We start from the raw sequence: 22,554 nt of genomic DNA, 5'->3' as shown, positions 1-22,554 counted from the left end.
CGTCGTACAGAGAGAACGTCAGGCGATGTGGTCGTCCTGGAGTTCCGCCGTGTGGCGGTTGGTGAAGCGGTTGACCATGCGGTCGGCCTCGCGCTGCGGGAGCTTGGTGCCGTACGTGGCTTCCACGTCGCCCCGGAACTGGCCCGAGGTCGGGTAGCTGCCGTCTATCGACTTCTTGAAGACCATGTAGTAGTCCTCCTCCGTCGGGGTCGGCTCCGGGGTGCCGCCGCCCGCACCCATGTCCCGGGTACGGCCGGGACCGGCCGGGATCGGGAACGTACCGGTGTCCTCCGGAGAGGGCTCCGGGGCCTCGGCCGGCTGCTCCTCGAACCGCTGCCGGAGCATCCGCTGTTCGAACCGCTGCTCGTCGAAGCGCTGCTGCTCCTCAAGCTGCCGCTGAGCCTCGAACTGCCGCTGGGCCTCGTACTGCTGCTGGGCCTCGAACTGCCGCTGGCCCTCGTACTGCTCGTACCGCTCGGCCTGCTGCTGCTCCTCGTACCACTGGGCGTCCGCGGTCTCGGGGTCGTACGTCGGGTCGTAGCCCCCCTGGTACGCGATCGCCCGGGGATCCCGCGCCTGGAGCCACGGGTTCTGGGGCTCGGCGCCGCCCGGCTGCCCGGCGGGGGCGCTCCCCTCGGGAGCGGGGCGCTGCTGCTCCTGGGCGGGTGCCGTGTCCGTGCTGTTCCGTACGGCGGGTGCCGCCTCCCCGGTGCGACCGCCCGCGCTCGCGTCGACCGCCTCCAGGGCGGGCTGCGGGGCGGGCTGCGGGGCCGGTGGCAGCACAGCCGGTTCGATGCCCGCCGCCGCCAGGCCCGAGGGGGCCGTCTCCATGAGGGGGACGCCGTAGCGGGCGAGACGCAGCGGCATCAGGGACTCCACCGGGGCCTTGCGCCGCCAGGCCCGGCCGAAGCGGGCGTGCAGACGGGCCTGGTAGACGAGACGTTCCTGCTCCAGCTTGATGACCTGGTCGTAGGAGCGCAGTTCCCACAGCTTCATCCGGCGCCAGAGGAGGAAGGTCGGGAGGGGGGAGAGGAGCCAGCGGGTGAGGCGGACGCCCTCCATGTGCTTGTCGGCGGTGATGTCGGCCATCCGGCCGATGGCGTGCCGGGCCGCCTCCACCGACACCACGAACAGCACCGGGATGACGGCGTGCATGCCCACGCCCAGCGGGTCCGGCCAGGCCGCCGCGCCGTTGAACGCGATCGTCGCCATCGTCAGCAGCCATGCCGTCTGGCGCAGCAGCGGGAACGGGATCCGGATCCAGGTGAGCAGGAGGTCCAGGGCGAGCAGGACGCAGATACCCGCGTCGATGCCGATCGGGAAGACGTAGCTGAAGTTCCCGAAGCCCTTCTTGAGGGCCAGTTCACGGACGGCGGCGTACGACCCCGCGAAGCCGATCCCGGCGATGACGACCGCACCGGCGACGACCACGCCGATGAGAATTCGGTGCATTCGTGTCAGCTGCAGTGGCGCGGCCACCCGTACTCCCCTCCCTGTGCGTGTTGTTGCGCGCAACAGGGTGGCACATGTGTGCGGCGCGCGTGTTGCCGAGCCAAGGTCAGTTCTTCTTCGACGCTGAGGGGGAGGCGGCCGCGGCGGGTGCCTTCGTAGCCGACTTGGTCGCAGAACCTGACGGGGACGCACTCGGCTTCGCTGACGAACTCGCCGACGCGCTGGGCGAGTTGGCGGGATCCGGCGCGGTCGCGACACCCTCGCCGTTCTCCGACGACACCTTCGCGACGGCCTCCTTGGCCGCCTTCACCGCGGCCTTCGCCAGACTGTCCGCGGTCGGCGTCTTCTCGCCCGCGAGCCCGGCACCGTTGTAGTCGAGGGTCACGACGACGTTCTCGACCCGGACCACCACCGTCTGCTGGCGGAAGGCGCCTTCCTTCTTCTTCAGGTCGTAGCGCACCGACGTCGCGTCGTCCCCCGCTCCGGCCACCGGGGCCGAACCGACGTTCTTCGCACCCGCCGCCGACTGGGCGTCCTGCACCTGGCTCTCGTAGTACTTCTGCGCCAGCTCGTTGCCGGAACCGCGCGACGCGGACGACTCGAAGCGCAGCAGCGACACGTTCAGCCAGCGGAACTGGGAGCCCTTCACGCCGTTGTTGACGAGGCTCGTCCAGGAGCAACTGCCGCGCGTGGTCGTGTCGTTGGACGACCCTTCCTTGCCCGACTTCACACCCTTCGGGACCAGTTCCTTCAGCGTCTTCGTCGTCAGCACCGAGCACGGCTCGGGAAGCTTCTGGTACGCCGCAGCCTGCACGGTCGGCGACGCGCTCACCGTCTCGCCCGCGCCGGGCTCCGTCGTCTTCGCCGCGTTGTCGGCGGAACCCGATCCCGACCCGGAGTCGGATCCCGAGTCGGAGGAGCAGCCGACGGCCGCCAGGAGGAGGACGGGGACGGCGGCGAGGGCTGCGAGGGCGTGCTGCCGTCGCTTCGTCGTCACTACGGCGGTCCGGCTGCGCTGGTCTCGCTGTGCGGGTCGGTGCATGGTTCCTTCACTCATCGCGCGGTGGTTCCTGCGGCTCTCGGTTCCTGCGGTCGGATCGGGTCCGAAGGGGCCACGGTACGCGGTGAGGGGGGCGCGCGGTCCTGCTTCACGCCCTTTCCGGACGGGCGGTAGGAGGGGACCCGGGCCGTCTCTCAGTTGAACGCGCCGGCGAGCCGGGAGGCCAGTTTCTGTGCCCTGTCCTGCATTTCCTTGCTGTCCGGGACCGTGCCGGACGTCGTCGGCTGCTCGACGTACTCGATGGTCACGATCACGTTGGACGTGCGGAACGCCACAGTCACCGTCCGCTGCTGGGCCGTTGAACCGGCGCCGCTCAGTGCGTCGTCGAGGAACGCCTCGTCGCCGAGGCCGTCGAGGATGCGCGGCTGGAGGGCGGCGGCCGACTCGGCGTCCGTGTCGGCGTCCGGGGAGGCGGGGGCCGACGTGGAGGCGGAGGCCGAGGCCGCGTCGGTGGGGGTGGTGGGCGTCGTGGAGGAAGGGGAGGCGGACGTGGTGGGCGCGGTGGGTGTGGCGGTGGTGGAGACGACGGGCTCGGGGAGGTCGGCGGCGACCACCTTGGTCGCGAAGAGGTCCGTCGCCTGGCTGTCGTCGCTCACGGAGTTGTCGTAGGACACGACCCGTTCGAAGTCGACGAGGAGATGGTCGGTGGCGTCCGTGGACTCCACCTTCCAGCGGCAGCCGACCTTCCGGTCCGTGTTGTACGTGAGCGTCGACTCGCCCGCGTACGCCTGCTCGCGCTGGTCCTTGTCCGCGATCTCCTTGATGCCGGGCAGCAGCGAGTCGAGGGCGTCCTGGCCGACCGCGGCGCAGGGCTCGGGGAGCGTGAGGTACCGGCCGGGCTGGGCCGCGGGGGTCGTGGTGCCGGTGTCGCCGGGTTTGGCGTCCTCGGCGGTGTCACCCCCGCCCGAGCCGCCGGTGCAGCCAACCAGCAGCGCCGCGAGGAGGGCGGCGACGCCGGGTACGTAGGCCTTCCGCTGCACGGTCAGGTTCCTCTCGACGATGACGATGACGACGACGCGGACGATCTTTGTGGGCGGTGCTCACACCAGTGTCCCCGCTGCTTAATCGCTTGCCGCGCAGGGGCCTCACCGGCAGACAATGTCTATCGCACGCACCACCGTGTTCGCCGGTCCGGCATCCCTTTCGTTGACCTTGGCGCCGGTTTTGCGATTTGGGACTTCTGTTGGTTTTCCGGGGGAATGAGGACGATATGTCGTACGTGGAAGTGCCGGGGGCGAAGGTTCCCATCCGTATGTGGGCCGACCCGGCGTCTGTCGAGGACGTCGCGATGCAGCAGCTGCGGAACGTGTCGACGCTGCCGTGGATCAAGGGTCTGGCAGTCATGCCGGACGTCCACTTCGGCAAGGGGGCGACGGTCGGCTCGGTCATCGCGATGCAGGGTGCGGTGTGCCCGGCGGCGGTCGGGGTCGACATCGGCTGCGGAATGTCCGCCGTGAAGACGTCCCTCACGGCCAACGACCTGCCGGGCGACCTGTCCCGGCTGCGGTCGAAGGTCGAGGAGGCGATTCCGGTGGGGCGGGGGATGCACGACAGCCCCGTCGACCCGGGGCGGCTGCACGGGTTCGCGACCGGGGGGTGGGACGACTTCTGGGGGCGGTTCGACGGAGTTGCGGAGGCGGTCAAATTCCGTCAGGAACGTGCCACGAAGCAGATCGGAACGCTCGGAAGCGGGAATCATTTCGTCGAGGTGTGCACGGATACGACCGGTTCTGTCTGGCTGATGCTGCACTCCGGTTCTCGCAACATCGGTAAGGAACTGGCCGACTTCCACATCGGCGTGGCCCAGAAGCTGCCCCACAACCAGGGGCTGATCGACCGTGACCTCGCCGTCTTCATCGCGGACACCCCGCAGATGGCGGCCTACCGCAACGACCTCTTCTGGGCGCAGGAGTACGCGAAGTACAACCGCTCGATCATGATGGCGCTGCTGAAAGGCGTGATCGGCAAGGAGTTCCGGAAGGCGAAGCCGACCTTCGAACCGGAGATCAGCGCCCACCACAACTACGTCTCCGAGGAACGGTACGAGGGCATGGACCTCCTCGTCACCCGTAAGGGGGCGATCCGGGCGGGCTCCGGCGAGTACGGCATCATCCCGGGCTCCATGGGCACGGGTTCGTACATCGTGAAGGGTCTCGGCAACGAGAAGGCCTTCAACTCGGCCTCGCACGGGGCCGGTCGGCGTATGAGCCGCAATGCCGCGAAGAAGCACTTCACCGTACGGGATCTGGAGGAGCAGACGCAGGGAGTGGAGTGCCGTAAGGACTCCGGCGTCGTGGACGAGATTCCGGGTGCCTACAAGCCGATCGAGCAGGTCATCGACCAGCAGCGGGACCTGGTGGAGGTCGTGGCGAAGCTGAAGCAGGTTGTCTGCGTGAAGGGCTGACGTGCCTGACGCCTCACGTGTGACGCCTGACGCATGTCGCCTACTTCGGGGCGTGCTTCACCGCGTAGATCATCACGAAGGCCACGAGGTGGATGCCGAAGAGGAAGTACGCGAGGTAGTACCAGACGTACCGTTCGCGTTTCTTCTCCAGGGCCAGGAGCCGTTGCTCCTGGTCTCTGGCGTTTGCGGCGTCCGTCTCGTTTGCCTCGTCCGGCATCACGCCTCCCGGTGCACCTTCGTGTTCGATGCCTGGGCGCGGGGGCGCAGGACCAGGAGGTCGACGTTGACGTGGCTCGGGCGGGTGACCGTCCACGTGATCGTGTCGGCCACGTCGTCGGCGGTGAGGGGCTCGGCGACGCCCTCGTAGACCTTGGCCGCCTTGTCCGTGTCGCCGGAGAAGCGGGTCAGGGCGAACTCGTCCGTCTTCACCATGCCCGGGGCGATCTCGATGACCCGGACCGGGGTGCCGACGATCTCCAGACGCAGTGTCTCCGCGAGGACGTGGGTGCCGTGCTTGGCGGCGACGTAGCCTCCGCCGCCCTCGTACGTGCCGTGGCCGGCGGTGGAGGAGACGATCACGATCGTGCCGTCGCCGCTCGCGGTGAGGGCGGGGAGGAGGGCCTGGGTGAGGTTGAGGGTGCCGATGACGTTCGTCTCGTACATCTGGCGCCAGTCGGCCGGGTCGCCGGTGGCGATCGGGTCGGCGCCGAGTGCGCCGCCCGCGTTGTTGACGAGGACGCCGATGGTTTTGAAGGCGCTCGCGAACTCGTCCACCGCCGTGCGGTCGGTGACGTCCAGGGGGTAGGCCGCGGCCTGGCCGCCCGTCGCGTTGATCTCCTCGGCCAGCGCCTCGATACGGTCCTTGCGGCGGGCCGTCAGGACGACGCGGTAGCCGGCCGCGGCGAGCCCGCGGGCCGTCGCGGCGCCGATTCCGCTGCTCGCGCCGGTGATCACGGCGATGCGGGAGGCGGCGGACGGGGCGGCGGCGGCCATGGGACTGCTCCTCGGACTGGGGCGTGCTGGGGCGGGCTGGGTGGTCGTACGGGCTGACAGGCTGAGCTGTCGCCCAGGATGTGCCCAGGATAGGCAGGCGGGCGTCTCCGCTCTGCTCGTGTCCGCGTTCGGTGGGAAAATGAGGTGGGTGATCCTCGGCACTGGAGGTGGATCATGGGACAGGCACGTGAGGTCATGGACCGGCTCACGGAGGCGATCACCTCGACGCCCGACCTGAAGGCGATCGCCGAGCTCTACGCGCCGGACGCGGTCGCCGTCACCCCTGACGGCGGGGAGATCCACGGGCGGGACAACATCGTCGACTACTGGCGTCAGATGACGGACGCGGTGCCCGACGGCACGTACGAGTCCGTGCACTCGTACGAGATCGGTGACACCGCGATCGACGAGGGTTTCTTCAGCGGGCGGAACACCGGGTCGATCCCGTTGTCCTCCGGGGAGCATCTGCCCGCGACGAACAAGGAGATCCGTATCCGCGGGGTGGACTTCGCGACGGTCCGGGACGGACACATCGTCGACTACCGGCTGTACTTCGACCAGATGGAGTTCCTGGGGCAGCTCGGACTGCTGCCTGACGAGCTCGCCTGATCCGTCCAGGCCGGCCCGCATGCGTCACCTGTTGGAGGGCGCCTGCCGTGCGCCGCAGGTGGGATACATCGTTTCGACGGTCTTCGTTTCGGCGGTCTTCGGTGGGTTCCCTGCAGGGCGAGGAGTGGGTGGCGTGAGGGTCTGGGTGCGTGGGCTGGTCGCGGGTGTGGCGGCGAGCGGTGTGGTCGGTGTGGTCTGGGGTGGGGGTGTCGCCGGGGCCGACAGTGGTGGGCCCGAGGCGGATCTGGCGTATCACGGGGTCGTCTCGCTGGACCGGGGGCGGATCGACCTGCGGGTGACCCCGCAGAACCACGGTCCGTCCGCCGTCGCCGACGCGACCGTGCGGCTGACCTGGTCGGCGCCGCTGGCCGCGCGGCAGCAGTTGCCGGACGGGTGTGCGCGGCTCGGGGCGCGGGTGGTCGTGTGCCGTACGGGGGCGCTGGCCGCCGACGGTGTGGGCGAGCGGATCGGGCTGAGGATGCGCCTTCAGGGTGCGCCCTCCGAGGTGACCCTGGACATCGGCACGGTCTGGAACGGCGGTGTCGTGGACCGCAACCGTGGCAACGACCAGCAGCGCGTGCTGGTGCTGGACACGGGGGACGCGTACTACTTCTGACGTCCGCCACGGGGGCGGCTACCGCTTCCGGCCGGCGCGCGGCGCCACCGTCACCTCCGGGATGGTGCCGCCGCAGCGCAGTACGGCGTCCAGGGTGCGGAGGAACTCGGACACGTCGAGGAGGTCGCCGGTCAGGTAGCCGCGTTCCCGCCAGAGCGGGACGACCTCGGCGGCGTACGTCATGTCCCAGCCGTTGTTGAACTCGGTGCGGGAGTCGCCGTCGCCGCCCCCGCAGTCCCTGACCACGAACCGGGTGAAGCCGACGGAGGGATGTTCGACGCGGTAGGCCTCCACGAGCTTCTCCAGGGCCGCCTTGCTGACGTGGTAGGCCGCGAATCCGGGCCAGGCGGGGGTGAGGGAGGCGCCGACCGTGGAGAGGTAGACGGCGGTGCCCGCGGACGCGGTGAGGTGGGGGAGCGCGGCGTTGGTGACGAGGGCGGCGCCGATCACGTTGGTGTCCATGACCCGGCGCCAGATGTCGGCGTCGGTCTTCTCGACGGGGGTGAGGGGGCCGATGCCGGTGGTGTGGACGAGGGCGTCGATGCCGCCGAGTCCGTCTGCGGCCTGCTCGATCGCCGCCCGGCACGAGTCCTCGTCGGTGACGTCGCAGGTGATGGCGAGGGCGTCGGGGCCCGCTTCCTTCGCCGCTTCGGCCAGACGGTCGTGTCTGCGGGCGAGCAGGGCGACGCGTTCGCCCCGGCTGCCGAGGTCGATTCCGACGCAGCGGCCCAGTCCGCTGGACGCGCCGACCACCACGGTTCGCATCGCACTCATCGAAGAACCTCATTCTCGTGAGACGAAAAGCTCCCTCTGCTGTTTCTAACATGCGAGGGAATGCCGGTGGAATACCCCGGGAAGGGGCGCGGTTGTCGCACTCGGACGCTATAGTTGAACGGTAAACAACCTGGAGGGTGAGCGACCATGCAGTTCGGGATCTTCAGCGTCGGCGATGTCACACCGGATCCGACGACAGGACGTACGCCGACCGAACGCGAGCGCATCAAGGCCATGGTCGCCATCGCGCTCAAGGCCGAGGAGGTCGGTCTTGACGTGTTCGCCACGGGTGAGCACCACAACCCGCCGTTCGTGCCCTCGTCCCCGACCACGATGCTCGGCTACATAGCCGCGCGGACGGAGAAGCTGGTCCTCTCCACCTCCACCACCCTCATCACCACCAACGACCCTGTGAAGATCGCGGAGGACTTCGCGATGCTCCAGCACCTGGCCGACGGGCGCGTGGACCTGATGATGGGGCGTGGCAACACCGGCCCGGTCTACCCGTGGTTCGGGCAGGACATCCGGGAGGGCATCAACCTCGCCGTCGAGAACTACGCCCTGCTGCGCCGGCTGTGGCGCGAGGACGTCGTGAACTGGGAGGGCAGGTTCCGGACACCGCTGCAGGGGTTCACGTCGACACCCCGGCCGCTGGACGACGTACCGCCGTTCGTCTGGCACGGGTCCATCCGCTCGCCCGAGATCGCCGAACAGGCGGCCTACTACGGCGACGGCTTCTTCCACAACAACATCTTCTGGCCGGCCGACCACACCAAGCGGATGATCGACCTGTACCGGGCCCGGTACGCCCACTACGGGCACGGGGCCGCCGAGCAGGCCGTCGTGGGGCTGGGCGGCCATGTGTTCATGCGGAAGAACTCGCAGGACGCGGTACGGGAGTTCCGGCCGTACTTCGACGAGGCGCCGGTGTACGGGCACGGGCCCTCGCTGGAGGACTTCGCTGATCAGACGCCGCTGACCGTCGGGTCGCCGCAGGAGGTCATCGAGAAGACGCTCGCCTTCCGGGAGTACGCCGGTGACTACCAGCGCCAGCTGTTCCTGGTCGACCACGCGGGGCTGCCGCTGAAGACGGTCCTCGAGCAGCTCGACATGCTCGGCGAGGAGGTCGTGCCGGTGCTGCGGGCGGAGTTCGCCAAGGGACGGGCGGCGGATGTGCCGGACGCGCCGACGCACGCCTCCCTGCTGGCCGCGGCTCGGAAGGCGCAGGAGAAGGACACGGAGCAGGAGAAGGAGGGGACCGTCGTATGAAGCTCGTCGTCGTCTCGGCGGGGCTGAGTGTTCCGTCGTCCACCCGGCTGCTGGCCGACCGGCTGGCCGGCGCGGTGGACCGGAAGGCGGACGCGGACGTCGACGTCCAGGTCGTGGAGCTGCGCGAGCTGGCCGTGGCGATCGCGCACCACTTCACCAACGGGTTCCCGGGGCGGAAGCTGGCGGACGCGCTCGACGCGGTGACGCGGGCTGACGGGCTGGTCGTCGTGACTCCGGTGTTCTCGGCGTCGTACAGCGGGCTGTTCAAGTCGTTCTTCGACGTGCTGGAGAAGGACGCGCTGGCGGGGAAGCCGGTGCTGGTCGCCGCGACCGGGGGCTCGGCCCGGCACTCGCTGGTGCTGGAGCACGCGATGCGGCCGTTGTTCGCGTATCTGCGGGCCGTGGTCGTGCCGACGGCGGTGTACGCGGCTTCGGAGGACTGGGGTGCGGAGGGGCTGCCGGAGCGGATCGAGCGGGCCGCCGGGGAACTGGCGGCGCTGATGTCGGGGCTGGCGGGGGTCTCGGCGCGGCTGCCGGCACCGAGGGCCGTGGCGGACGGGTTCGGCTCGGACGCCTTCGTGTCGGACGGGTTCGAGGTCGTCCCGTTCGAGCAGCAGCTGAACGCGCTGCGGCCGTGAGAGCGGGAGGGGTGCCGGGCGTGAGAGTGAGAGGCGAGTAAGAGCTCCCCTTGGCACACTGGGCGGGTGCCCCACACCGTGCTGCTCGCCGAGGACGACCGTGCCATCCGCCACGCCCTGGAGCGGGCCCTGACTCTGGAGGGCTACCGGGTCACCGCGGTCGCCGACGGGGTCGAGGCGCTCGCCCAGGCGCATCGCACACCGCCGGACATTCTCCTCCTCGACGTGATGATGCCCGGCATCGACGGCCTCCAGGTGTGCCGGGTGCTGCGGGCCGAGGGGAACCGTACGCCGATCCTGATGCTCACCGCGCTCGTGGAGACCGCCGACCGGATCGCCGGCCTGGACGCGGGCGCGGACGACTACGTCGTCAAGCCGTTCGACGTCGAGGAGGTCTTCGCCCGGCTCCGCGCGCTGCTGCGGCGCACCGGCACCGGCGAACGCCCCGCCAGGAGCGCCGCTCCCGTCGGCGGACACGCCTCGCACGTGGCGAAGGAGCCAGCCCTTCCCGAGCGGCAGCTCAACGCCGCCGGACTGCGGATGGACCTCCAGGCGCGGCGGGTGTGGCGCGGGACGCGCGAACTGGAGCTGACCCGGACGGAGTTCGAGCTGCTGGAACTGCTCGTGCGCAACGCCGGGATCGTCCTCGACCACTCCACGATCTACGACCGTATCTGGGGCTACGACTTCGGCCCGGGCTCCAAGAACCTCGCCGTGTACGTCGGTTACCTGCGCCGCAAGCTGGACGAGCCGGGCGCGTCGCAGCTGATCCACACGGTGCGTGGCGTGGGTTACGTCCTCCGGGAGGACTGAGTGACCGTGCGGAGGGCGGGACTGGCCTCGTTGCGGACCACCTTCGCCGTGTCGTTCGCCGCGGTCGCCGCCGGGGTGACCGTGCTGGTCGGTTTCCTGTCGTACGACGCCGCCGCGAGGCTGGTCCGGGTGGACCAGCAGTCCGCGTTCGCGGAGGTCGTGCAGGACCTCCAGGACGAGGTGCGGCACAACAGGATGACGCCGCAGGACTTCTCGTCGTCCGAGCCGGGGCACGACATCGTGCGGCCCAGCCGTACGGATGTGCAGGTGCTCGGCCCGGCGGGCGAGGTGGTCGACGGTGGCAGTCCGGCGCTGCCCGTCACCGCGGCGGACCGGCGCATCGCCGTGTCCCCGGTCGCCGGGCTCGCCGTGCAGCACAAGGACGTCGACGTCGGCGATGACGTCTACCGCATCGCGACCGTCTCCCTGGGCGGCGAGCAGGGCGACGGGCGGGGCGCGGTGCAGGTCGCGCAGGAGTTCAGCGACACGGAGGACCTGCTGCGGGAGCTTCAGCAGCGGACGATCCTGATGGTGGTCGCGGTCGTCGTCGCGGCCGGGTTGTTCGGGTGGTGGCTGGCCCGGCGGATCACGCACCGGCTGCGTATCCTCGCGTCCGCCGCCGAGGACGTCGCCCGGACCCGCCGGCTCGGCATCCAGGTGCCGGTGACCGGGTCCGACGAGGTGGGGCGCCTCGGCCGCTCGTTCGACCGCATGCTGGGCCGGCTCGCCCAGTCGGAGGAGGACCAGCGCCGGCTGGTCCAGGACGCGGGGCACGAGCTGCGGACGCCGCTCACCTCTCTCCGTACGAACATCTCGCTGTTGCGCCGCATCGACGAACTGCCGCCCGCGACCCGGGAGGACCTGGTCGACGACCTCGCCCTTGAGGCGCGTGAACTCACCGACCTGGTAAACGAGTTGGTGGATCTGGCGGCCGGGCAGTCGGACACCGAGCCCAAGCAGCGGATCGACCTCGCGGACATCGCGGACGAGGTCGCGGTGGTGGCCCGGCGGCGTACCGGGCGGGAGGTCGTCGTACGGGTGAGTGGCGAGACGGCTGCCGACGCCCGTCCCGCCGCGCTGCAGCGTGCGATGTCCAACCTCGTCGAGAACGCGGCCAAGTTCGACCGGGGCGGTACGACGCCGATCGAGATCGCGGTCACCGGACCGGAGCGGGCGCGGCTGGGCGGGCGGCAGGGGGTGATCCGGGTCGAGGTGCTCGACCGGGGGCCCGGAATCGCCGAGGGCGATCTTGTGCGCCTGTTCGACCGGTTCTACCGTGCCGCCGACGCCCGTAGCCTGCCCGGTTCGGGGCTGGGCCTGTCCATCGTCCGTGAGGTGGCGATCGCGCACGGAGGGGCGCCCTTCGCGAACCGGCGGGACGGGGGCGGGGCGGTCATCGGGTTCACGGTGGGCGGGCAGGGGTGAGCCGACCGGCTCGGCGCGTGGTGGCTGCCGGCCGGCTCGTCAGTGGTGCCCGTGGTGTCAGTTCCTGCCGCTGCTGCCGAGGAGCCCGTTCATCTCGGTGATCTCGGCGTTCTGGGTGCGGATGACGTCGTCGGCCATGGAGGTGGCGGGGCCGTACTCGCCCTTGGCCTTCTCGGTGGTGGCCATCGTCACGGCGCCCTTGTGGTGCTCGATCATCATCGTGAGGAACGCCTTGTCGAAGTCGTCGGCGGCGGAGCCGTGGTTCATTTCCGGCATCGCCTCCATGGACTCCATCGCCTCCATGCCGGGCATCGACTCCGTCGACGTGGGGACGTCCTTGCCCCAGGTCTTCAGCCACCCCGTCATGGTCTCGATCTCCGGGGTCTGCGCCTTCTCGATACGGGCGGCGAGAGACTTGACCTCGGCCGACGAGGCCTTGTCGGCCGCTTCCTCCGCCATCTCCAGGGCGCCCTTGTGGTGGGGGATCATGCCCTGCGCGAAGGTGACGTCCTGGGCGTTGTAGGCGTCGGTCTCGGTCCTGGCGCCTGTGCTGCCGGTGCTCTCGCTGTCGCTGCCACCGCACGCGGTGAGGAGGGAGAGCGTGGCTGTGGCGGTCAGGGCGACGAGGATCGTACGGGTTGTGCGCATGCTGGAACTCCTGCTGTGCGAAAGGGGATTGAGGTGGACGGGCACGCCGGCGGCGTGCGGCGACCTCTAGATCCGCAGCAGTTGGAGTTCGGCGAGGGACGGTGGTGCGCGGGCGCCCTCGGGGGACCTCGCCGGGGAGTGGTCGGCGCGGTCGGCCAGGGCCGTGGCGCCGGTCGGGTCGGGCGCGAGGGCGGGGAACGTGTGCCCCGCCGGGACGGCGCCGGACGCGCAGGTCGCGTCGGCGTGCTGGGAGTGGCCGCCGTGCGAGCCCATGCCGTGACAGACGGATTCGTCGGACGGCCCTGACCGTGCACTCATCGGCTGGGCGTGGCGGCCATGGTGGGAGGCGTCCGCCGTTCCGCCGGACATGCCACCCGGCCCCAGGCCGTGCATCGCGAGCACGCCCGCCAGCAGCCCGAGCACGACGAGCGCCCGCGCCCACCACGACGGGGGGTGCGTGCGCCGCTGTCGCTGTGCGCGGGCTGTCATGCGGGTCATCCTAGCCGGGGCGGCGTATACGGATACGGGGTACCCCTATAGCCGTACCCCTTCTTGCTCCTTGCCGGCTTACTCCCTGCGTCAGGAAGTACGGCCGAAGCAGCGCTCCAGCTCATCCAGGTCGTAGAACTTGCTGCCCTTGGACACCGGTCGGCAGCCGGCCCTGAAGGCGGTCTCCTTCTCGTTGTAGAGCATGCGTACGAGCGTGGTGTCGCCCTTGCGGAACACGTCCCACTGGATGTTCGAGGCCATCGGCGCCACGGCCGCGCCCCGCCACGGGTTGCCGCCGTACGTGTACGGCCGTGTGGCGGTCGCCCCCTGTGTACTGCCCGGCAGGCCCATCAGCGCGGCCAGCGGGATGATCTCCTCGGCGTGCGTGAAGCGCAGTTCGGCACCGAGGGTGCCGGTGCCCGAGGTGCTGCTCTCGGCGGTCTCGGCCTTCTTGAAGAAGTCGTCGAGCAGGACGTTCGCCATCTTGTAGGTGATGTCGCCGCCGGCGAAGCCGGGGCCCTTCTCGTAGAAGTCCTCGGCGTCGCTCAGGTATCCGAACCAGGCGGCGTCGGCCTGCGAGATGTACCGGTTCATGTGCCAGCCCTTGCCCCCGGGGCTCTCGTCGCTCATGGCCGGGGCGATGCCGTACAGGTTGTAGACCGCCTCGGCCGCGTCCACCGCGCTGCCGACGGAGGAGAACTCGCCGTCGACGATCCGCTGCGCGAACGGCCGCTTGAAGATCTTCCGGAGTACGTCCGAGGCGGCGCGGTGGGTGGCCGGCTGGTCGGTGATCGACGTGAGGGTGGTGGCGAGGCGCTGGTCGTTCGCGATGTAGTCGCGGTAGGCGGCGCCTCCTGCGGCCTTGTGGAAGTAGAGCAGGTCCTTGTCGGTGCGGGCCGTGCCGATGAGCGGCCCCAGCGCCGGGTCGGTGGCCGCGAGGGTGTCCGCGAAGAGCTGCCCGCTGTCGACGGCGCGGCCCTGTCCGGAGCTGACGACGTCGATCTTCTCGCCGTTTCGCGCGATGCCCGCGAAGAGACCCGGCAGCCGCTTCTCCATCCGTACGGCGGCGCCCGCGATCTCGCTTTTCCCGCGCCCGCTGAGGTCGCCGTAGCCGACCTTGGCCATGGCGTCGAGGAGGGCCCGTACCTTCGGCCCGAACTCCTTGCCGCGCGCGGTGAGTTGCCCCTCGCTCTCGGCCTGGTCCCACAGCTTGAGGATCAGATCGCCGTCCGAACTGTCGGTCGCGGCCCGCGAGCCGTGTCGGGAGACGTTCTCCGTGAACACCGGGACGAAGCCCTTCGGGGGCTGCTGGTAGCTCCGCAGGCTCTGCTGGGGAGCGTACGAGGCCTTGGTGCCGTAGCTGTCGGCGGAGGGAGAGGTGGAAGTCGAGGTAGTGGTGGGGGCGGAGGAACGGTTCGCCGCGTGGGCGGGGAGCGTGGTGGCCAGCAGGGCGCACAGGGGTGCGGCGAGGGCGAGGGTGGCGCGGTTCATGGGCGCATCGTCGGTGGCGTGGATGAACCCGGGATGGCCGTGGAATGGCGCATGCGGGGCGTATGGGGCATGTGTGCTGTGAGATTCTGGTTGATTGATTCACCTTGTGCTGGAGATTTGGTGACTTCTATCATCGGAGGACTGTCCGCGAGACCCCAGTGATACCCAGAGGCCGACCGATGAAGTCGATGAAGTCGACGCAGCAGCAGCCCCAGCACCATCTGCCCCTCGACCTGCCACTCGACCTGCCCGTCGACCTCGACGAAGCCGTCCACCGGTGTCTCGTCGCCGGTTTCGACGGCACCGACGGCGTCCCGTCCACCCTCGCGCGGCTCATCGAGCGCGGCCTCGGCGGGGTCATCCTCTTCACCCGCAACGTGCGCGACGCGGCCCAGGTCCGCCGCCTCACCGACGAGCTGCGCGCCCTGCGCCCCGATCTCCTCGTCGCCATCGACAACGAGGGCGGCGGTATCGGCCACCTCGTCGCGGCCGGTGCCCCCGAGGTGCCTGGCTCCTACGCCCTCGGTGTCGTCGACGACCCGGATCTCACCGCCCGCTGCGCCGACGCCCTCGCCGGTCACCTCGCCTCGCTGGGCATCACCGTCTCGTACGCCCCCGTGGCCGATCTCCAGCACCACCCCGACAACCCGATCGTCCGCACCCGCTCCTTCGGCGCCGACCCCGGCCTCGCCGCCCGCCACCTCCGCGCCTGGATCACGGCCACCGAGGCCCGCGGTGTCGCCTCCTGCGCCAAGCACTTCCCCGGCCACGGCGGCACGGTGACCGACAGCCACCACGAGATGGCGGTCGACCCGCGGTCGTACGACGAGATCCGCGCCGACGTCGAGCCGTTCCGGGCGGCGGTGGCGGCGGGCGTGCCGATGCTGATGAGCGCGCACGTGGTGTATCCGGCGCTGGATCCGGAGCGGCCCGCGACCCTCAGCCGCCGCATCCTGGGCGACCTGCTCCGCCACGACCTCGGCTTCGACGGGGTCCTGGTCAGCGACGCCCTGGAGATGAAGGCGATAGCCGACCGGTACGGCGAGGCGGCCGGCGCCCGGCTCGCCCTCGCGGCCGGCGCCGACCAGGTGATCGTGGCGGTACCGGACCTGACGACCACCCTGGCCTGCCGGGACGCGGTGATCGGCGCGCTGCAGGACGGCAGGCTCGCGGAGGAGCGGGTACGGGAGGCCGCCGGGCGGGTGCGGAGGCTGGCGGAGCGGTATGCCGCGGCGGTGGGGGCGGGCGCTGTCGGGCCGTGGGATGCGGGGGCCGGGCTGGAGGCGGCTCGGCGGGCCGTGCGGAGTGGCTTCGCCGGTTCCGGGGTGGGTGGCGTGGTGTCTGCGGGGCGGGGGGCGTATGTCGTCGACCTGTTTCCGCCGCCGCATCCCGCGCTGAACTGGGGTGGCGAGGACCTGCTGAGCGAAGTGCGCGCACTGGATCCGACGGCTGCGGGCCTGGCGCTGAACGAGGTTCCGGTGGAGCCGCGTGCTCTGGTCGAGGGGATTCTGCGGTGGGCGGCCGGGGTGCCGCTGGTGGTCGCCACGTCGGATGCCGGGTTGTATCCGTGGCAGCGGGAGCTGCGGGAGGCGCTCGTTGCCGGGCGCGGGGACGCGGTGGTGGTGGAGACGGGGTTGCCGGATCGCGCCGCCGCGCTGTGTTCGTACGGGCGGGGGCGGGCCAATCTGCGGGCGCTGGCCGAGGTGCTGGTCGGAAGCGGCGTCTGACGCTGCCCCCGTTCCTTTTGGTACCGGCGCCGGTACCAAAAGGAACGGGAACAGAGACGGTCGGGCGTCTCAGGTGGCCGGTTCGGCCAGTTGGGTCAGGTCGGTCAGCCGGCGCAGAGCGTCAGGTTGATGGTGGCGCCCTTGGCCACGATCTTCGGCTCGTGCGGGTCGACCGAGATGACCGTGCCCGGCTTGCCGTTCTTTCCGCAGTCCGTCGTCTTGACCGTGCCGAGCTTGAGCTCCGACTTCGCCAGCTGCTGAGTGGCGAAGTCCAGGCTGAGGCCCCCGAACTCGTACTTGTACTTGCTGCCCTCCATCAGGACCGTGGCGGCCGGGATGTAGGTCGACGTGGTCGGGCTGGTGGCGACGGACGCGGCCCTGGGGGCGTCCGAACCGCCGGTGGCGATGGCGGTGCCGCCACCGGCCACGATGAGGGCGGCGGCGATACCGGCGATGGCCGTGTTCCGCCTGCGGCGGGTGCTGCGCACGATGCCGGCGCTGTCGAAGTCGGGTGCGGCGGCGGAGTTCGCGAAGTCGTTCATGGCGTTCACCAGTTCCTCTTCGAAGGGTGTGCCGTCGGTGCAGTGGGTCATCGGGTTCCTCCCGTGGATCCCGTAGATCCGGGCTGCTGCTGTGACGACGGCGATGAAGGTGACGGTGAAGGGTCGGAGAGTGCGGGAAACTGGCTTCTGAGCTTGTCGATTCCCCGGGCGAGCTGGGATCGTACGGTGCTCGGCGAGATCCTCAGGTCGGCCGCTATCTCGGCGTCGGAGAGGTCGTGGAAGTACCGCAGCACCACGACCGTGCGCATGCGCATCGGCAGCGACTGCAGGGCCCGTACCAACTGGTCCCTGCTGTCGACGCGCCCGTACTCGTCCCCGAGGGCCGCCCTGTCGCCGGTGTCCTGGTGCGGAACGGGTGACACCAGCGGGACCGCGCGGCGAAAGCGACGCCACCGGTCGTTGGCCAGGTTCACCATGATCCGCCGCACATAGGCGTCCGGAGCGTCCTTGGCGGCGACGGTGCGCCACTTGCGGCAGACCCGCTCCAGGGTCTCCTGGACCAGGTCCTCCGCCGCCTCCCGGTTCCCGGTGAGGACAAGGGCGCCACGGAACAAGGACGCCGACCGGGTGGCGACGAACCCCGGGAAGTCCATCTCCCCGGACTCCCCGAACGCGGAGTCGGCCCCGGCCGTACTGGTCCCGCCGAGGCGGGCGCCGGGCTTCCACTCGGTTGCCAGATCCACACGCTCCTCCCTTCCTGTCACCCCTCCTCGACGTGACTGGCCGCGCGTCTGCTGCACGGGCGGGATGTGAGCTGGGTCATAGCCCCAGCCTCATCAGAGGTCCCGGACGGCCTCCTTGATCCCCCGCGCCGCCAAGTACTCCTCGTCATCGGCCCGTTCCGCCAGCACCACCGCCGGGCGCACGCCCTCCGCCCGCAGCCGCATCCACGCCTCGAAGTACGCGCCTCCAGGGCCGGAGATCGAACGGTTCCCTGGTGTGCAGTCCAGGACCAGGGCGGTCGTACGGGGCTCGGCCGGGCGGGGCCCGGCTGTACGGAGTTCGGCGACTGTCTCCGCGAGGGCCTCGGCGATGGGCTTCGGGCGGCCCGTGGAGTCGAACAGGCCGAGGGTGTACTCCAGTTCGGGGAAGTCGGCCAGGGATCGGTCGACGTCGTGGGAGCACCACCAGGTGACCCCGTACAGGTTGGCGCAGTCGACGGCGTTGCGTACGGTCGCGCGGGCGAAGTCGGGGGCGTCGGCCGCCGGGACGTGCGGTTCGGGGGCGCCGGTCTCCTGGACCCAGACGGGCCGGGCGGGGTCCTTCGAGTAGGCGGTGGCCAGCTCGACGCCGTACTCCGCGAGGTGCTGGACCTGCGGGGAGCGGGGGCCGTAGCGGCGGGCGCAGTCGGCCGAGAACACCCAGGGGTGGACGGTCGTCAGGTCACCCTTACGGGCCGAGGCCTCCGGCGTGAAGGGGTGGTCGTCGCTGTACCAGGCGGCGTCGTACGCGGAGTGCGTGACCAGGCCCCTCGGCGATCCCAGACCGGTGCGCGCGGCGGTCAGCAGGGTGTCCAGGTAGTGGTCGATGTCGGCCACCGTCACCGGGTTGTGTTCGACCAGGTTGTTGAGCTCGTTGCCGAGCTGGAGGCCGAGGAGGTTCGGCCGGCCGGCGAGCGCGCGGCCCAGTGTCCGCAGCAGCTCCGCCTGCGCCTCGATCGCCTCCGGGTCCGTGAAGACGTTGCGGTGGTGCCAGCTGCGGGTCCACTCCGGGTAGAAGTCGAAGCTGGAGAGGTGGCCCTGCACACCGTCCACCATGACGTCGAGGCCCGCGTCGGCGGCCACGTCCACGAGCTGGGCCACCTGCTCGACGGCGGACGCGCGGATCAGCGTGCGGTTCGGCTGGAGCAGCGGCCAGAGAGGGAAGATCCGTACGTGGTCCAGGCCCAGCCCGGCTATCTGGTCGAGGTCCTCGCGGGCGAGGGCCGGGTCGAAGTCGTACCAGGAGTGGAACCAGCCCCGGCGCGGGGTGTAGTTGACGCCGAAGCGGGGGCCGGAACGGGGGGCGGGGAGTGTGCTCACGGGTCCTCCTCGGACGTACGTGACTGCGCCGGGCCGCGAGTCGGGTCTTGTCCTCGGCGAATGTATGAACCACCATAGTGCGCGATGAGCAATGAATTGAACCAGGATCTGGGTCGGGATTCGGATCAGGATTCCGGCCGGGGTGAGCGCGGTGTTCCAGCGGCCGGCGACCTCGTCGTCGGGCTCGACGCCGGTGGCACCCGTACGCGCGCCGTGCTGGCGTCCGCCTCCGACGGGCGCCCGCTCGGCGAGGGCGTCGCCGGGCCGGGCAACGCCCTCACGGTCCCCGTCCCGCAGCTCACCGAGCACCTCGTCGAGGCACTCGCCGGTGCGGTGCCGGAAGCGGACCGCCCCCGGGTCGTCGCCGTCGCGGGCGGCTTCGCGGGTGCCGCCGGCAGCGCCGACGAACCCGGCCGCGTCAACGCCCTCACGGCGCTGACGGAAGCCCTGCGACGCCTCGGCATCCCCGCGCACGAGATCCGGATCCGCAGCGACATCGAGGCCGCCTTCGCCGCCGCCCCGGGCCCCGCCGGTCCGCCTGCGGACGGGCTGGCTCTCGTCGCCGGCACGGGCGCCGTCGCGATGCGCATCGCCGACCGCCACTGCGAGAAGACCGTCGGCGGCGACGGCTGGCTCCTCGGCGACGACGGCGGCGGCTTCTGGATCGGCCGGGAAGCGGTCCGGGCCGCCCTGCGCATGGCGGACCGACGGGGCGGCGACACGGCTCTGGCGGCGCTGGTGGGACGGGAGTTGGGGGTGCCGGACGCCGTTCTTTCCTCCGTAGGGGAGGCATCGGCGTACGAGGGTGAGAGCGGCGTCGGTTCGCCCTGGTCCCGTTCCGCCCGGGAGGCCTATCGGCGGCACGTCCTGCCCGCCGTCATGGCCGAACCGCCGGTCCGGCTGGCCCGGTTGGCCCCGCTGGTCGCCGAGGCGGCCCGGCATGGGGACGCCCTGGCACAGGCGATCATCGAGGAGGCGGCCGGTCATCTCGTCGACTGTGTACGGGCTTTGGAACCGAGGCCGGGCGAGTCGTTGGTCTCGACGGGCGGTCTGCTCGGCCCCGAAGGCCCCCTGACCGTCCCCCTGGACCGGCGTCTCAGTCCCCTGGGGCTGGTGGCCCACTGGGTCCCGGACGGCAGCCGGGGTGCGGTGGCCCTGGCCCGGCTCGCCCGCGACGGCGGGCCCGACACCCACCCGGAGAAGAACCAGTGACCGCCTCCCCCTCTCGCCTCTACCGCGACCCCGCCGCCCCCGTCGACGACCGCGTGGCCGACCTGCTGGCCCGGATGACCCTGCGTGAGAAGGTCGGCCAGCTCAACCAGCGGATGTACGGCTGGGACGCCTACCGTCGCCGCCCGGACGGCGGGTTCGAGCTGACCGACGCCCTGTACGAGGAGACCGACCGCTTCGAGGGGCTCGGCGCCCTGTACGGACTCCTGCGCGCCGACGCCTGGTCCGGCGTCGACCACTCGACGGGCGCCGACGCCGACGCCGGCCCGGAACTCGCCCACCTGGTCCAGCGCCACGTACTCGAACGCAGCCGCCTCGGCATCCCCGCCCTCTTCGTCGAGGAGGTGCCGCACGGCCTCATGGCCCTCGACGGCACGGTCCTCCCCGTCAACCTGGCGGTGGGCGCCACCTGGGACCCGGACCTGTACGAGCGGGCGGCATCCCACGCCGCCGCCGAACTCCGCGCCAGAGGCGGCCACTTGGCTCTGGTCTCGGCGCTGGACATCGCCCGCGACCCGCGCTGGGGCCGTACGGAGGAGTGCTTCGGGGAGGACCCTTACCTTGCCGCGCGTCTGACGGAGGCGCTGGTGAGAGGCATGCAGGGGGAGGTGAAGAAGGGTGTCGAGGGGGGCGTCGAGGATCAGGGGAGGTTCTCCCCGGACAAGGCGCCGGTGGTTCTGAAGCACTTCGCCGGTCAGGGTGCGACGGTCGGCGGCCGGAACTCGGCCGAGTCGGAGTTGGGCCCCCGCGAACTCCACGAGATCCATCTCCCGGCAGCCAGGGCCGGCGTACGGGCCGGTGCGGCAGCGGTCATGGCCGCGTACAACGAGGTGGACGGCGTCCCGTGTTCGGCCAACGGCCCCTTGCTGAACGGGCTGTTGCGCGATCGCTGGGGCTTCGGCGGCCTGGTCGTGGCGGACGGTCTGGCCGTGGACCGCCTCGCACGCATCACCGGCGACAAGGTCTCCGCAGGCGCTCTCGCCCTCAACTCCGGTATCGACCTGAGCCTTTGGGACGAAGGCTTCACGCACCTCGCGGAGGCGGTGGAACGGGGCCTGGTGGAGGAGTCGACGGTCGACGCGGCCGTAGCCCGGGTCCTGACCCTGAAATTCCGCCTCGGCCTCTTCGAACACCCTTGTACGACACCGGAGCCGCCGTCCGCCGAAGACGGCCGTGCGCTGAGCACAGCCCTGGCCCGCTCGTCGGTCACCCTTCTCCACAACCGGGCGGGAGCCCTGCCCGTCGACCCGGCGAGGGTCTCCCGCATCGCCGTCATCGGCCCGCACTCCGCCACCACGGCCCACCAACTCGGCGACTACACCGCCCCCCAGCGCCCCGGCACGGGAACGAGCGTCCTGGCCGCCCTCCGCCAACTCGCCCTCCCGGGAACGGAGATACGGCACGCCCACGGCTGCGCCCTGACCGGCGACGACCTCTCCGGCATCCCCGAGGCGGTCGCGGCGGCGGCGGCCTCCGACCTGGCGGTGCTGGTCCTGGGCGGCAGCAGCGCCCGTACACCTGACACCGAGTTCGACGCCAACGGCGCCGCCCGGACGATCGTCTCGGAGATGACCTGTGGGGAGGGTGTCGACCTGGCCGACCTGCGCCTGGGCCGGGCCCAGCACACCCTGCTGGACGCGGTGACGGCGACGGGCACACCCACGGTCGTCGTCCTGATCCAGGGCCGCCCGCACGCGGTCCCGGAGGCCGCCGACCGCGCAGCCGCGCTACTGACGGCCTGGTATCCGGGCCCCTGGGGCGGCGAGGCGATCGCCGAGATCCTCCTCGGCCACGCCTCCCCGACCGGCCGCCTCCCCGTCTCGGTCCCCCGCTCGGCGGCCCAACTCCCCGTCTACTACAACCACAAGGACACGGAGTACGGGTCGTACGTGGACCAGGACGCCGAGCCACTCCACTCCTTCGGCCACGGCCTGACGTACACGAGGTTCGAGTACGGCACTCCGAACATCGTCGAGGGCGGGGCCGGTTGCGAGGTCGACGTCACCAACACCGGTGATCGGGCGGGACGTTCCGTTGTCCAGCTGTACATCCGCCCACTGCGGACGACGGTGTGGCCGCGCACCCTGGAGCTCCGCGCCTTCGAGAGCGTCGACCTGGCCCCGGGGGAGCGCCGTACGGTCACGTTCCACCTCGGCCCGGAACAACTCGCCCAAGTGGGAACGGACTTGGAGCGGGCGGTGCTGCCGGGGAGTGTGGAGATCAGGGTGGCGCAGTCGGCGCGGGAAGCGTTGACCGCCGAACCGTTGACCGCCGAACCAATGATCGTCTGATCGTCGTCGGTTGTGCGACGCCGTGCTGCTCGGCCGCCTCG

The 22,554-nt window shown here is 70.9% G+C and carries 22 protein-coding genes; 10 read left to right on the top strand and 12 right to left on the bottom strand.

The genetic code is table 11. The features are described from left to right. Window positions 1-18: 18 nt before the first annotated feature. The 3 genes from STRTUCAR8_RS43545 to STRTUCAR8_RS53620 all read right to left on the bottom strand — a co-directional run bounded on the left by STRTUCAR8_RS43545 (window position 19) and on the right by STRTUCAR8_RS53620 (window position 3,492). A complete protein-coding gene (locus tag STRTUCAR8_RS43545) occupies window positions 19-1,452 on the bottom strand; it encodes a DUF2637 domain-containing protein (protein ID WP_044473907.1) in 1,434 nt (477 codons plus the stop codon). Window positions 1,453-1,558: 106 nt separating this feature from the next. Beyond that, window positions 1,559-2,509 carry a DUF3558 family protein gene (locus STRTUCAR8_RS43540; protein WP_006382854.1) on the bottom strand — a complete coding sequence of 317 codons (951 nt, stop codon included), beginning with the start codon at window positions 2,507-2,509 and terminating at the stop codon, window positions 1,559-1,561. 137 nt (window positions 2,510-2,646) lie between these two features. After that, window positions 2,647-3,492 carry a hypothetical protein gene (locus STRTUCAR8_RS53620; protein ID WP_006382807.1) on the bottom strand — a complete coding sequence of 282 codons (846 nt, stop codon included), beginning with the start codon at window positions 3,490-3,492 and terminating at the stop codon, window positions 2,647-2,649. Window positions 3,493-3,722: 230 nt separating this feature from the next. Here STRTUCAR8_RS53620 and STRTUCAR8_RS43530 point away from each other — a divergent pair, with 230 nt between their 5' ends. Further along, complete coding sequence (locus STRTUCAR8_RS43530) at window positions 3,723-4,916, top strand: RtcB family protein (RefSeq protein WP_006382785.1); 1,194 nt, start codon at window positions 3,723-3,725, stop codon at window positions 4,914-4,916. 40 nt (window positions 4,917-4,956) lie between these two features. Here the strand turns inward: STRTUCAR8_RS43530 and STRTUCAR8_RS53615 are convergent, their stop codons facing one another. Continuing rightward, the gene (locus STRTUCAR8_RS53615; RefSeq protein ID WP_179200642.1) at window positions 4,957-5,133 is read right to left on the bottom strand and encodes a hypothetical protein; all 177 of its coding nucleotides are present in this window, start codon (window positions 5,131-5,133) and stop codon (window positions 4,957-4,959) included. Continuing rightward, complete coding sequence (locus tag STRTUCAR8_RS43525; protein WP_006382844.1) at window positions 5,133-5,909, bottom strand: SDR family NAD(P)-dependent oxidoreductase; 777 nt, start codon at window positions 5,907-5,909, stop codon at window positions 5,133-5,135. Before STRTUCAR8_RS43525 ends, STRTUCAR8_RS53615 begins: the two co-directional genes overlap by 1 nt. Window positions 5,910-6,083: 174 nt before the next feature. Between STRTUCAR8_RS43525 and STRTUCAR8_RS43520 the strand changes: the two genes are divergently transcribed. Next, window positions 6,084-6,518: an ester cyclase gene (locus STRTUCAR8_RS43520; RefSeq protein ID WP_006382813.1), complete on the top strand. Its 435-nt coding sequence runs from the start codon at window positions 6,084-6,086 to the stop codon at window positions 6,516-6,518. A 133-nt stretch (window positions 6,519-6,651) separates the two neighbouring features. Continuing rightward, the gene (locus tag STRTUCAR8_RS43515) at window positions 6,652-7,134 is read left to right on the top strand and encodes a hypothetical protein (RefSeq protein WP_006382817.1); all 483 of its coding nucleotides are present in this window, start codon (window positions 6,652-6,654) and stop codon (window positions 7,132-7,134) included. Between the two features lie 18 nt (window positions 7,135-7,152). On the opposite strand, the gene STRTUCAR8_RS43510 is transcribed toward STRTUCAR8_RS43515, so the two are convergent. After that, on the bottom strand, window positions 7,153-7,908 hold the full coding sequence (locus STRTUCAR8_RS43510; RefSeq protein WP_006382832.1) for an SDR family oxidoreductase: 756 nt from the start codon (window positions 7,906-7,908) through the stop codon (window positions 7,153-7,155). A 147-nt stretch (window positions 7,909-8,055) separates the two neighbouring features. Between STRTUCAR8_RS43510 and STRTUCAR8_RS43505 the strand changes: the two genes are divergently transcribed. The 4 genes from STRTUCAR8_RS43505 to STRTUCAR8_RS43490 all read left to right on the top strand — a co-directional run bounded on the left by STRTUCAR8_RS43505 (window position 8,056) and on the right by STRTUCAR8_RS43490 (window position 12,053). Next, the gene (locus STRTUCAR8_RS43505) at window positions 8,056-9,177 is read left to right on the top strand and encodes an LLM class flavin-dependent oxidoreductase (RefSeq protein ID WP_006382841.1); all 1,122 of its coding nucleotides are present in this window, start codon (window positions 8,056-8,058) and stop codon (window positions 9,175-9,177) included. Then, window positions 9,174-9,815 (top strand): FMN reductase, encoded by a 642-nt coding sequence (locus STRTUCAR8_RS43500; RefSeq protein WP_006382834.1) that lies wholly within the window; start codon window positions 9,174-9,176, stop codon window positions 9,813-9,815. Before STRTUCAR8_RS43505 ends, STRTUCAR8_RS43500 begins: the two co-directional genes overlap by 4 nt. Before the next feature lie 78 nt (window positions 9,816-9,893). Further along, window positions 9,894-10,628 (top strand): response regulator transcription factor, encoded by a 735-nt coding sequence (locus tag STRTUCAR8_RS43495; protein ID WP_006382849.1) that lies wholly within the window; start codon window positions 9,894-9,896, stop codon window positions 10,626-10,628. After that, window positions 10,629-12,053 carry a HAMP domain-containing sensor histidine kinase gene (locus STRTUCAR8_RS43490; RefSeq protein ID WP_006382839.1) on the top strand — a complete coding sequence of 475 codons (1,425 nt, stop codon included), beginning with the start codon at window positions 10,629-10,631 and terminating at the stop codon, window positions 12,051-12,053. 57 nt (window positions 12,054-12,110) lie between these two features. On the opposite strand, the gene STRTUCAR8_RS43485 is transcribed toward STRTUCAR8_RS43490, so the two are convergent. From STRTUCAR8_RS43485 to STRTUCAR8_RS43475, 3 genes are all read right to left on the bottom strand, one after another. Beyond that, window positions 12,111-12,701: a DUF305 domain-containing protein gene (locus STRTUCAR8_RS43485; protein WP_006382789.1), complete on the bottom strand. Its 591-nt coding sequence runs from the start codon at window positions 12,699-12,701 to the stop codon at window positions 12,111-12,113. Window positions 12,702-12,767: 66 nt separating this feature from the next. Continuing rightward, entirely contained in the window at window positions 12,768-13,190 is a 423-nt protein-coding gene (locus tag STRTUCAR8_RS43480; RefSeq protein ID WP_006382797.1) for a DUF6153 family protein, read from the bottom strand. A 90-nt stretch (window positions 13,191-13,280) separates the two neighbouring features. Beyond that, window positions 13,281-14,681 carry a histidine-type phosphatase gene (locus STRTUCAR8_RS43475; protein WP_006382810.1) on the bottom strand — a complete coding sequence of 467 codons (1,401 nt, stop codon included), beginning with the start codon at window positions 14,679-14,681 and terminating at the stop codon, window positions 13,281-13,283. 188 nt (window positions 14,682-14,869) lie between these two features. Between STRTUCAR8_RS43475 and nagZ the strand changes: the two genes are divergently transcribed. Further along, a complete protein-coding gene (gene nagZ / locus STRTUCAR8_RS43470; protein WP_006382788.1) occupies window positions 14,870-16,408 on the top strand; it encodes a beta-N-acetylhexosaminidase in 1,539 nt (512 codons plus the stop codon). Between the two features lie 104 nt (window positions 16,409-16,512). On the opposite strand, the gene STRTUCAR8_RS43465 is transcribed toward nagZ, so the two are convergent. The 3 genes from STRTUCAR8_RS43465 to STRTUCAR8_RS43455 all read right to left on the bottom strand — a co-directional run bounded on the left by STRTUCAR8_RS43465 (window position 16,513) and on the right by STRTUCAR8_RS43455 (window position 18,992). Continuing rightward, a complete protein-coding gene (locus STRTUCAR8_RS43465; RefSeq protein ID WP_006382809.1) occupies window positions 16,513-17,001 on the bottom strand; it encodes a PASTA domain-containing protein in 489 nt (162 codons plus the stop codon). Next, window positions 16,998-17,654, bottom strand: a complete 657-nt coding sequence (locus STRTUCAR8_RS43460; RefSeq protein WP_006382820.1) for a SigE family RNA polymerase sigma factor — start codon at window positions 17,652-17,654, stop codon at window positions 16,998-17,000. Before STRTUCAR8_RS43460 ends, STRTUCAR8_RS43465 begins: the two co-directional genes overlap by 4 nt. Before the next feature lie 93 nt (window positions 17,655-17,747). Continuing rightward, window positions 17,748-18,992 carry a glycoside hydrolase 5 family protein gene (locus STRTUCAR8_RS43455; protein ID WP_006382837.1) on the bottom strand — a complete coding sequence of 415 codons (1,245 nt, stop codon included), beginning with the start codon at window positions 18,990-18,992 and terminating at the stop codon, window positions 17,748-17,750. Between the two features lie 84 nt (window positions 18,993-19,076). Here STRTUCAR8_RS43455 and STRTUCAR8_RS43450 point away from each other — a divergent pair, with 84 nt between their 5' ends. Together STRTUCAR8_RS43450 and STRTUCAR8_RS43445 are read left to right on the top strand one after the other, a co-directional pair. Next, complete coding sequence (locus tag STRTUCAR8_RS43450; RefSeq protein ID WP_006382826.1) at window positions 19,077-20,204, top strand: BadF/BadG/BcrA/BcrD ATPase family protein; 1,128 nt, start codon at window positions 19,077-19,079, stop codon at window positions 20,202-20,204. Window positions 20,205-20,278: 74 nt separating this feature from the next. Further along, entirely contained in the window at window positions 20,279-22,513 is a 2,235-nt protein-coding gene (locus STRTUCAR8_RS43445) for a glycoside hydrolase family 3 N-terminal domain-containing protein (protein ID WP_086810404.1), read from the top strand. Window positions 22,514-22,554: the final 41 nt, after the last annotated feature.

Origin of the sequence: Streptomyces turgidiscabies Car8 (assembly GCF_000331005.1) — a bacterium.
GTDB classification, from domain to species: domain Bacteria; phylum Actinomycetota; class Actinomycetes; order Streptomycetales; family Streptomycetaceae; genus Streptomyces; species Streptomyces turgidiscabies.
Note: the sequence above shows the minus strand (reverse complement) of the source record. Positions and strands in the feature narration are given on the sequence as shown.

Bases quoted from the DNA above. Each gene is read 5' to 3' on its own strand.
- STRTUCAR8_RS43545 (WP_044473907.1), bottom strand. From the start codon at position 1,452: ATGCACCGAATTCTCATCGGCGTGGTCGTCGCCGGTGCGGTCGTCATC.
- STRTUCAR8_RS43540 (WP_006382854.1), bottom strand. From the start codon at position 2,509: ATGAGTGAAGGAACCATGCACCGACCCGCACAGCGAGACCAGCGCAGC.
- STRTUCAR8_RS43530 (WP_006382785.1), top strand. From the start codon at position 3,723: ATGTCGTACGTGGAAGTGCCGGGGGCGAAGGTTCCCATCCGTATGTGG.
- STRTUCAR8_RS53615 (WP_179200642.1), bottom strand. From the start codon at position 5,133: ATGCCGGACGAGGCAAACGAGACGGACGCCGCAAACGCCAGAGACCAG.
- STRTUCAR8_RS43525 (WP_006382844.1), bottom strand. From the start codon at position 5,909: ATGGCCGCCGCCGCCCCGTCCGCCGCCTCCCGCATCGCCGTGATCACC.
- STRTUCAR8_RS43520 (WP_006382813.1), top strand. From the start codon at position 6,084: ATGGGACAGGCACGTGAGGTCATGGACCGGCTCACGGAGGCGATCACC.
- STRTUCAR8_RS43510 (WP_006382832.1), bottom strand. From the start codon at position 7,908: ATGAGTGCGATGCGAACCGTGGTGGTCGGCGCGTCCAGCGGACTGGGC.
- STRTUCAR8_RS43505 (WP_006382841.1), top strand. From the start codon at position 8,056: ATGCAGTTCGGGATCTTCAGCGTCGGCGATGTCACACCGGATCCGACG.
- STRTUCAR8_RS43500 (WP_006382834.1), top strand. From the start codon at position 9,174: ATGAAGCTCGTCGTCGTCTCGGCGGGGCTGAGTGTTCCGTCGTCCACC.
- STRTUCAR8_RS43485 (WP_006382789.1), bottom strand. From the start codon at position 12,701: ATGCGCACAACCCGTACGATCCTCGTCGCCCTGACCGCCACAGCCACG.
- STRTUCAR8_RS43480 (WP_006382797.1), bottom strand. From the start codon at position 13,190: ATGACAGCCCGCGCACAGCGACAGCGGCGCACGCACCCCCCGTCGTGG.
- STRTUCAR8_RS43475 (WP_006382810.1), bottom strand. From the start codon at position 14,681: ATGAACCGCGCCACCCTCGCCCTCGCCGCACCCCTGTGCGCCCTGCTG.
- nagZ (WP_006382788.1), top strand. From the start codon at position 14,870: ATGAAGTCGACGCAGCAGCAGCCCCAGCACCATCTGCCCCTCGACCTG.
- STRTUCAR8_RS43465 (WP_006382809.1), bottom strand. From the start codon at position 17,001: ATGACCCACTGCACCGACGGCACACCCTTCGAAGAGGAACTGGTGAAC.
- STRTUCAR8_RS43450 (WP_006382826.1), top strand. From the start codon at position 19,077: ATGAGCAATGAATTGAACCAGGATCTGGGTCGGGATTCGGATCAGGAT.
- STRTUCAR8_RS43445 (WP_086810404.1), top strand. From the start codon at position 20,279: ATGACCCTGCGTGAGAAGGTCGGCCAGCTCAACCAGCGGATGTACGGC.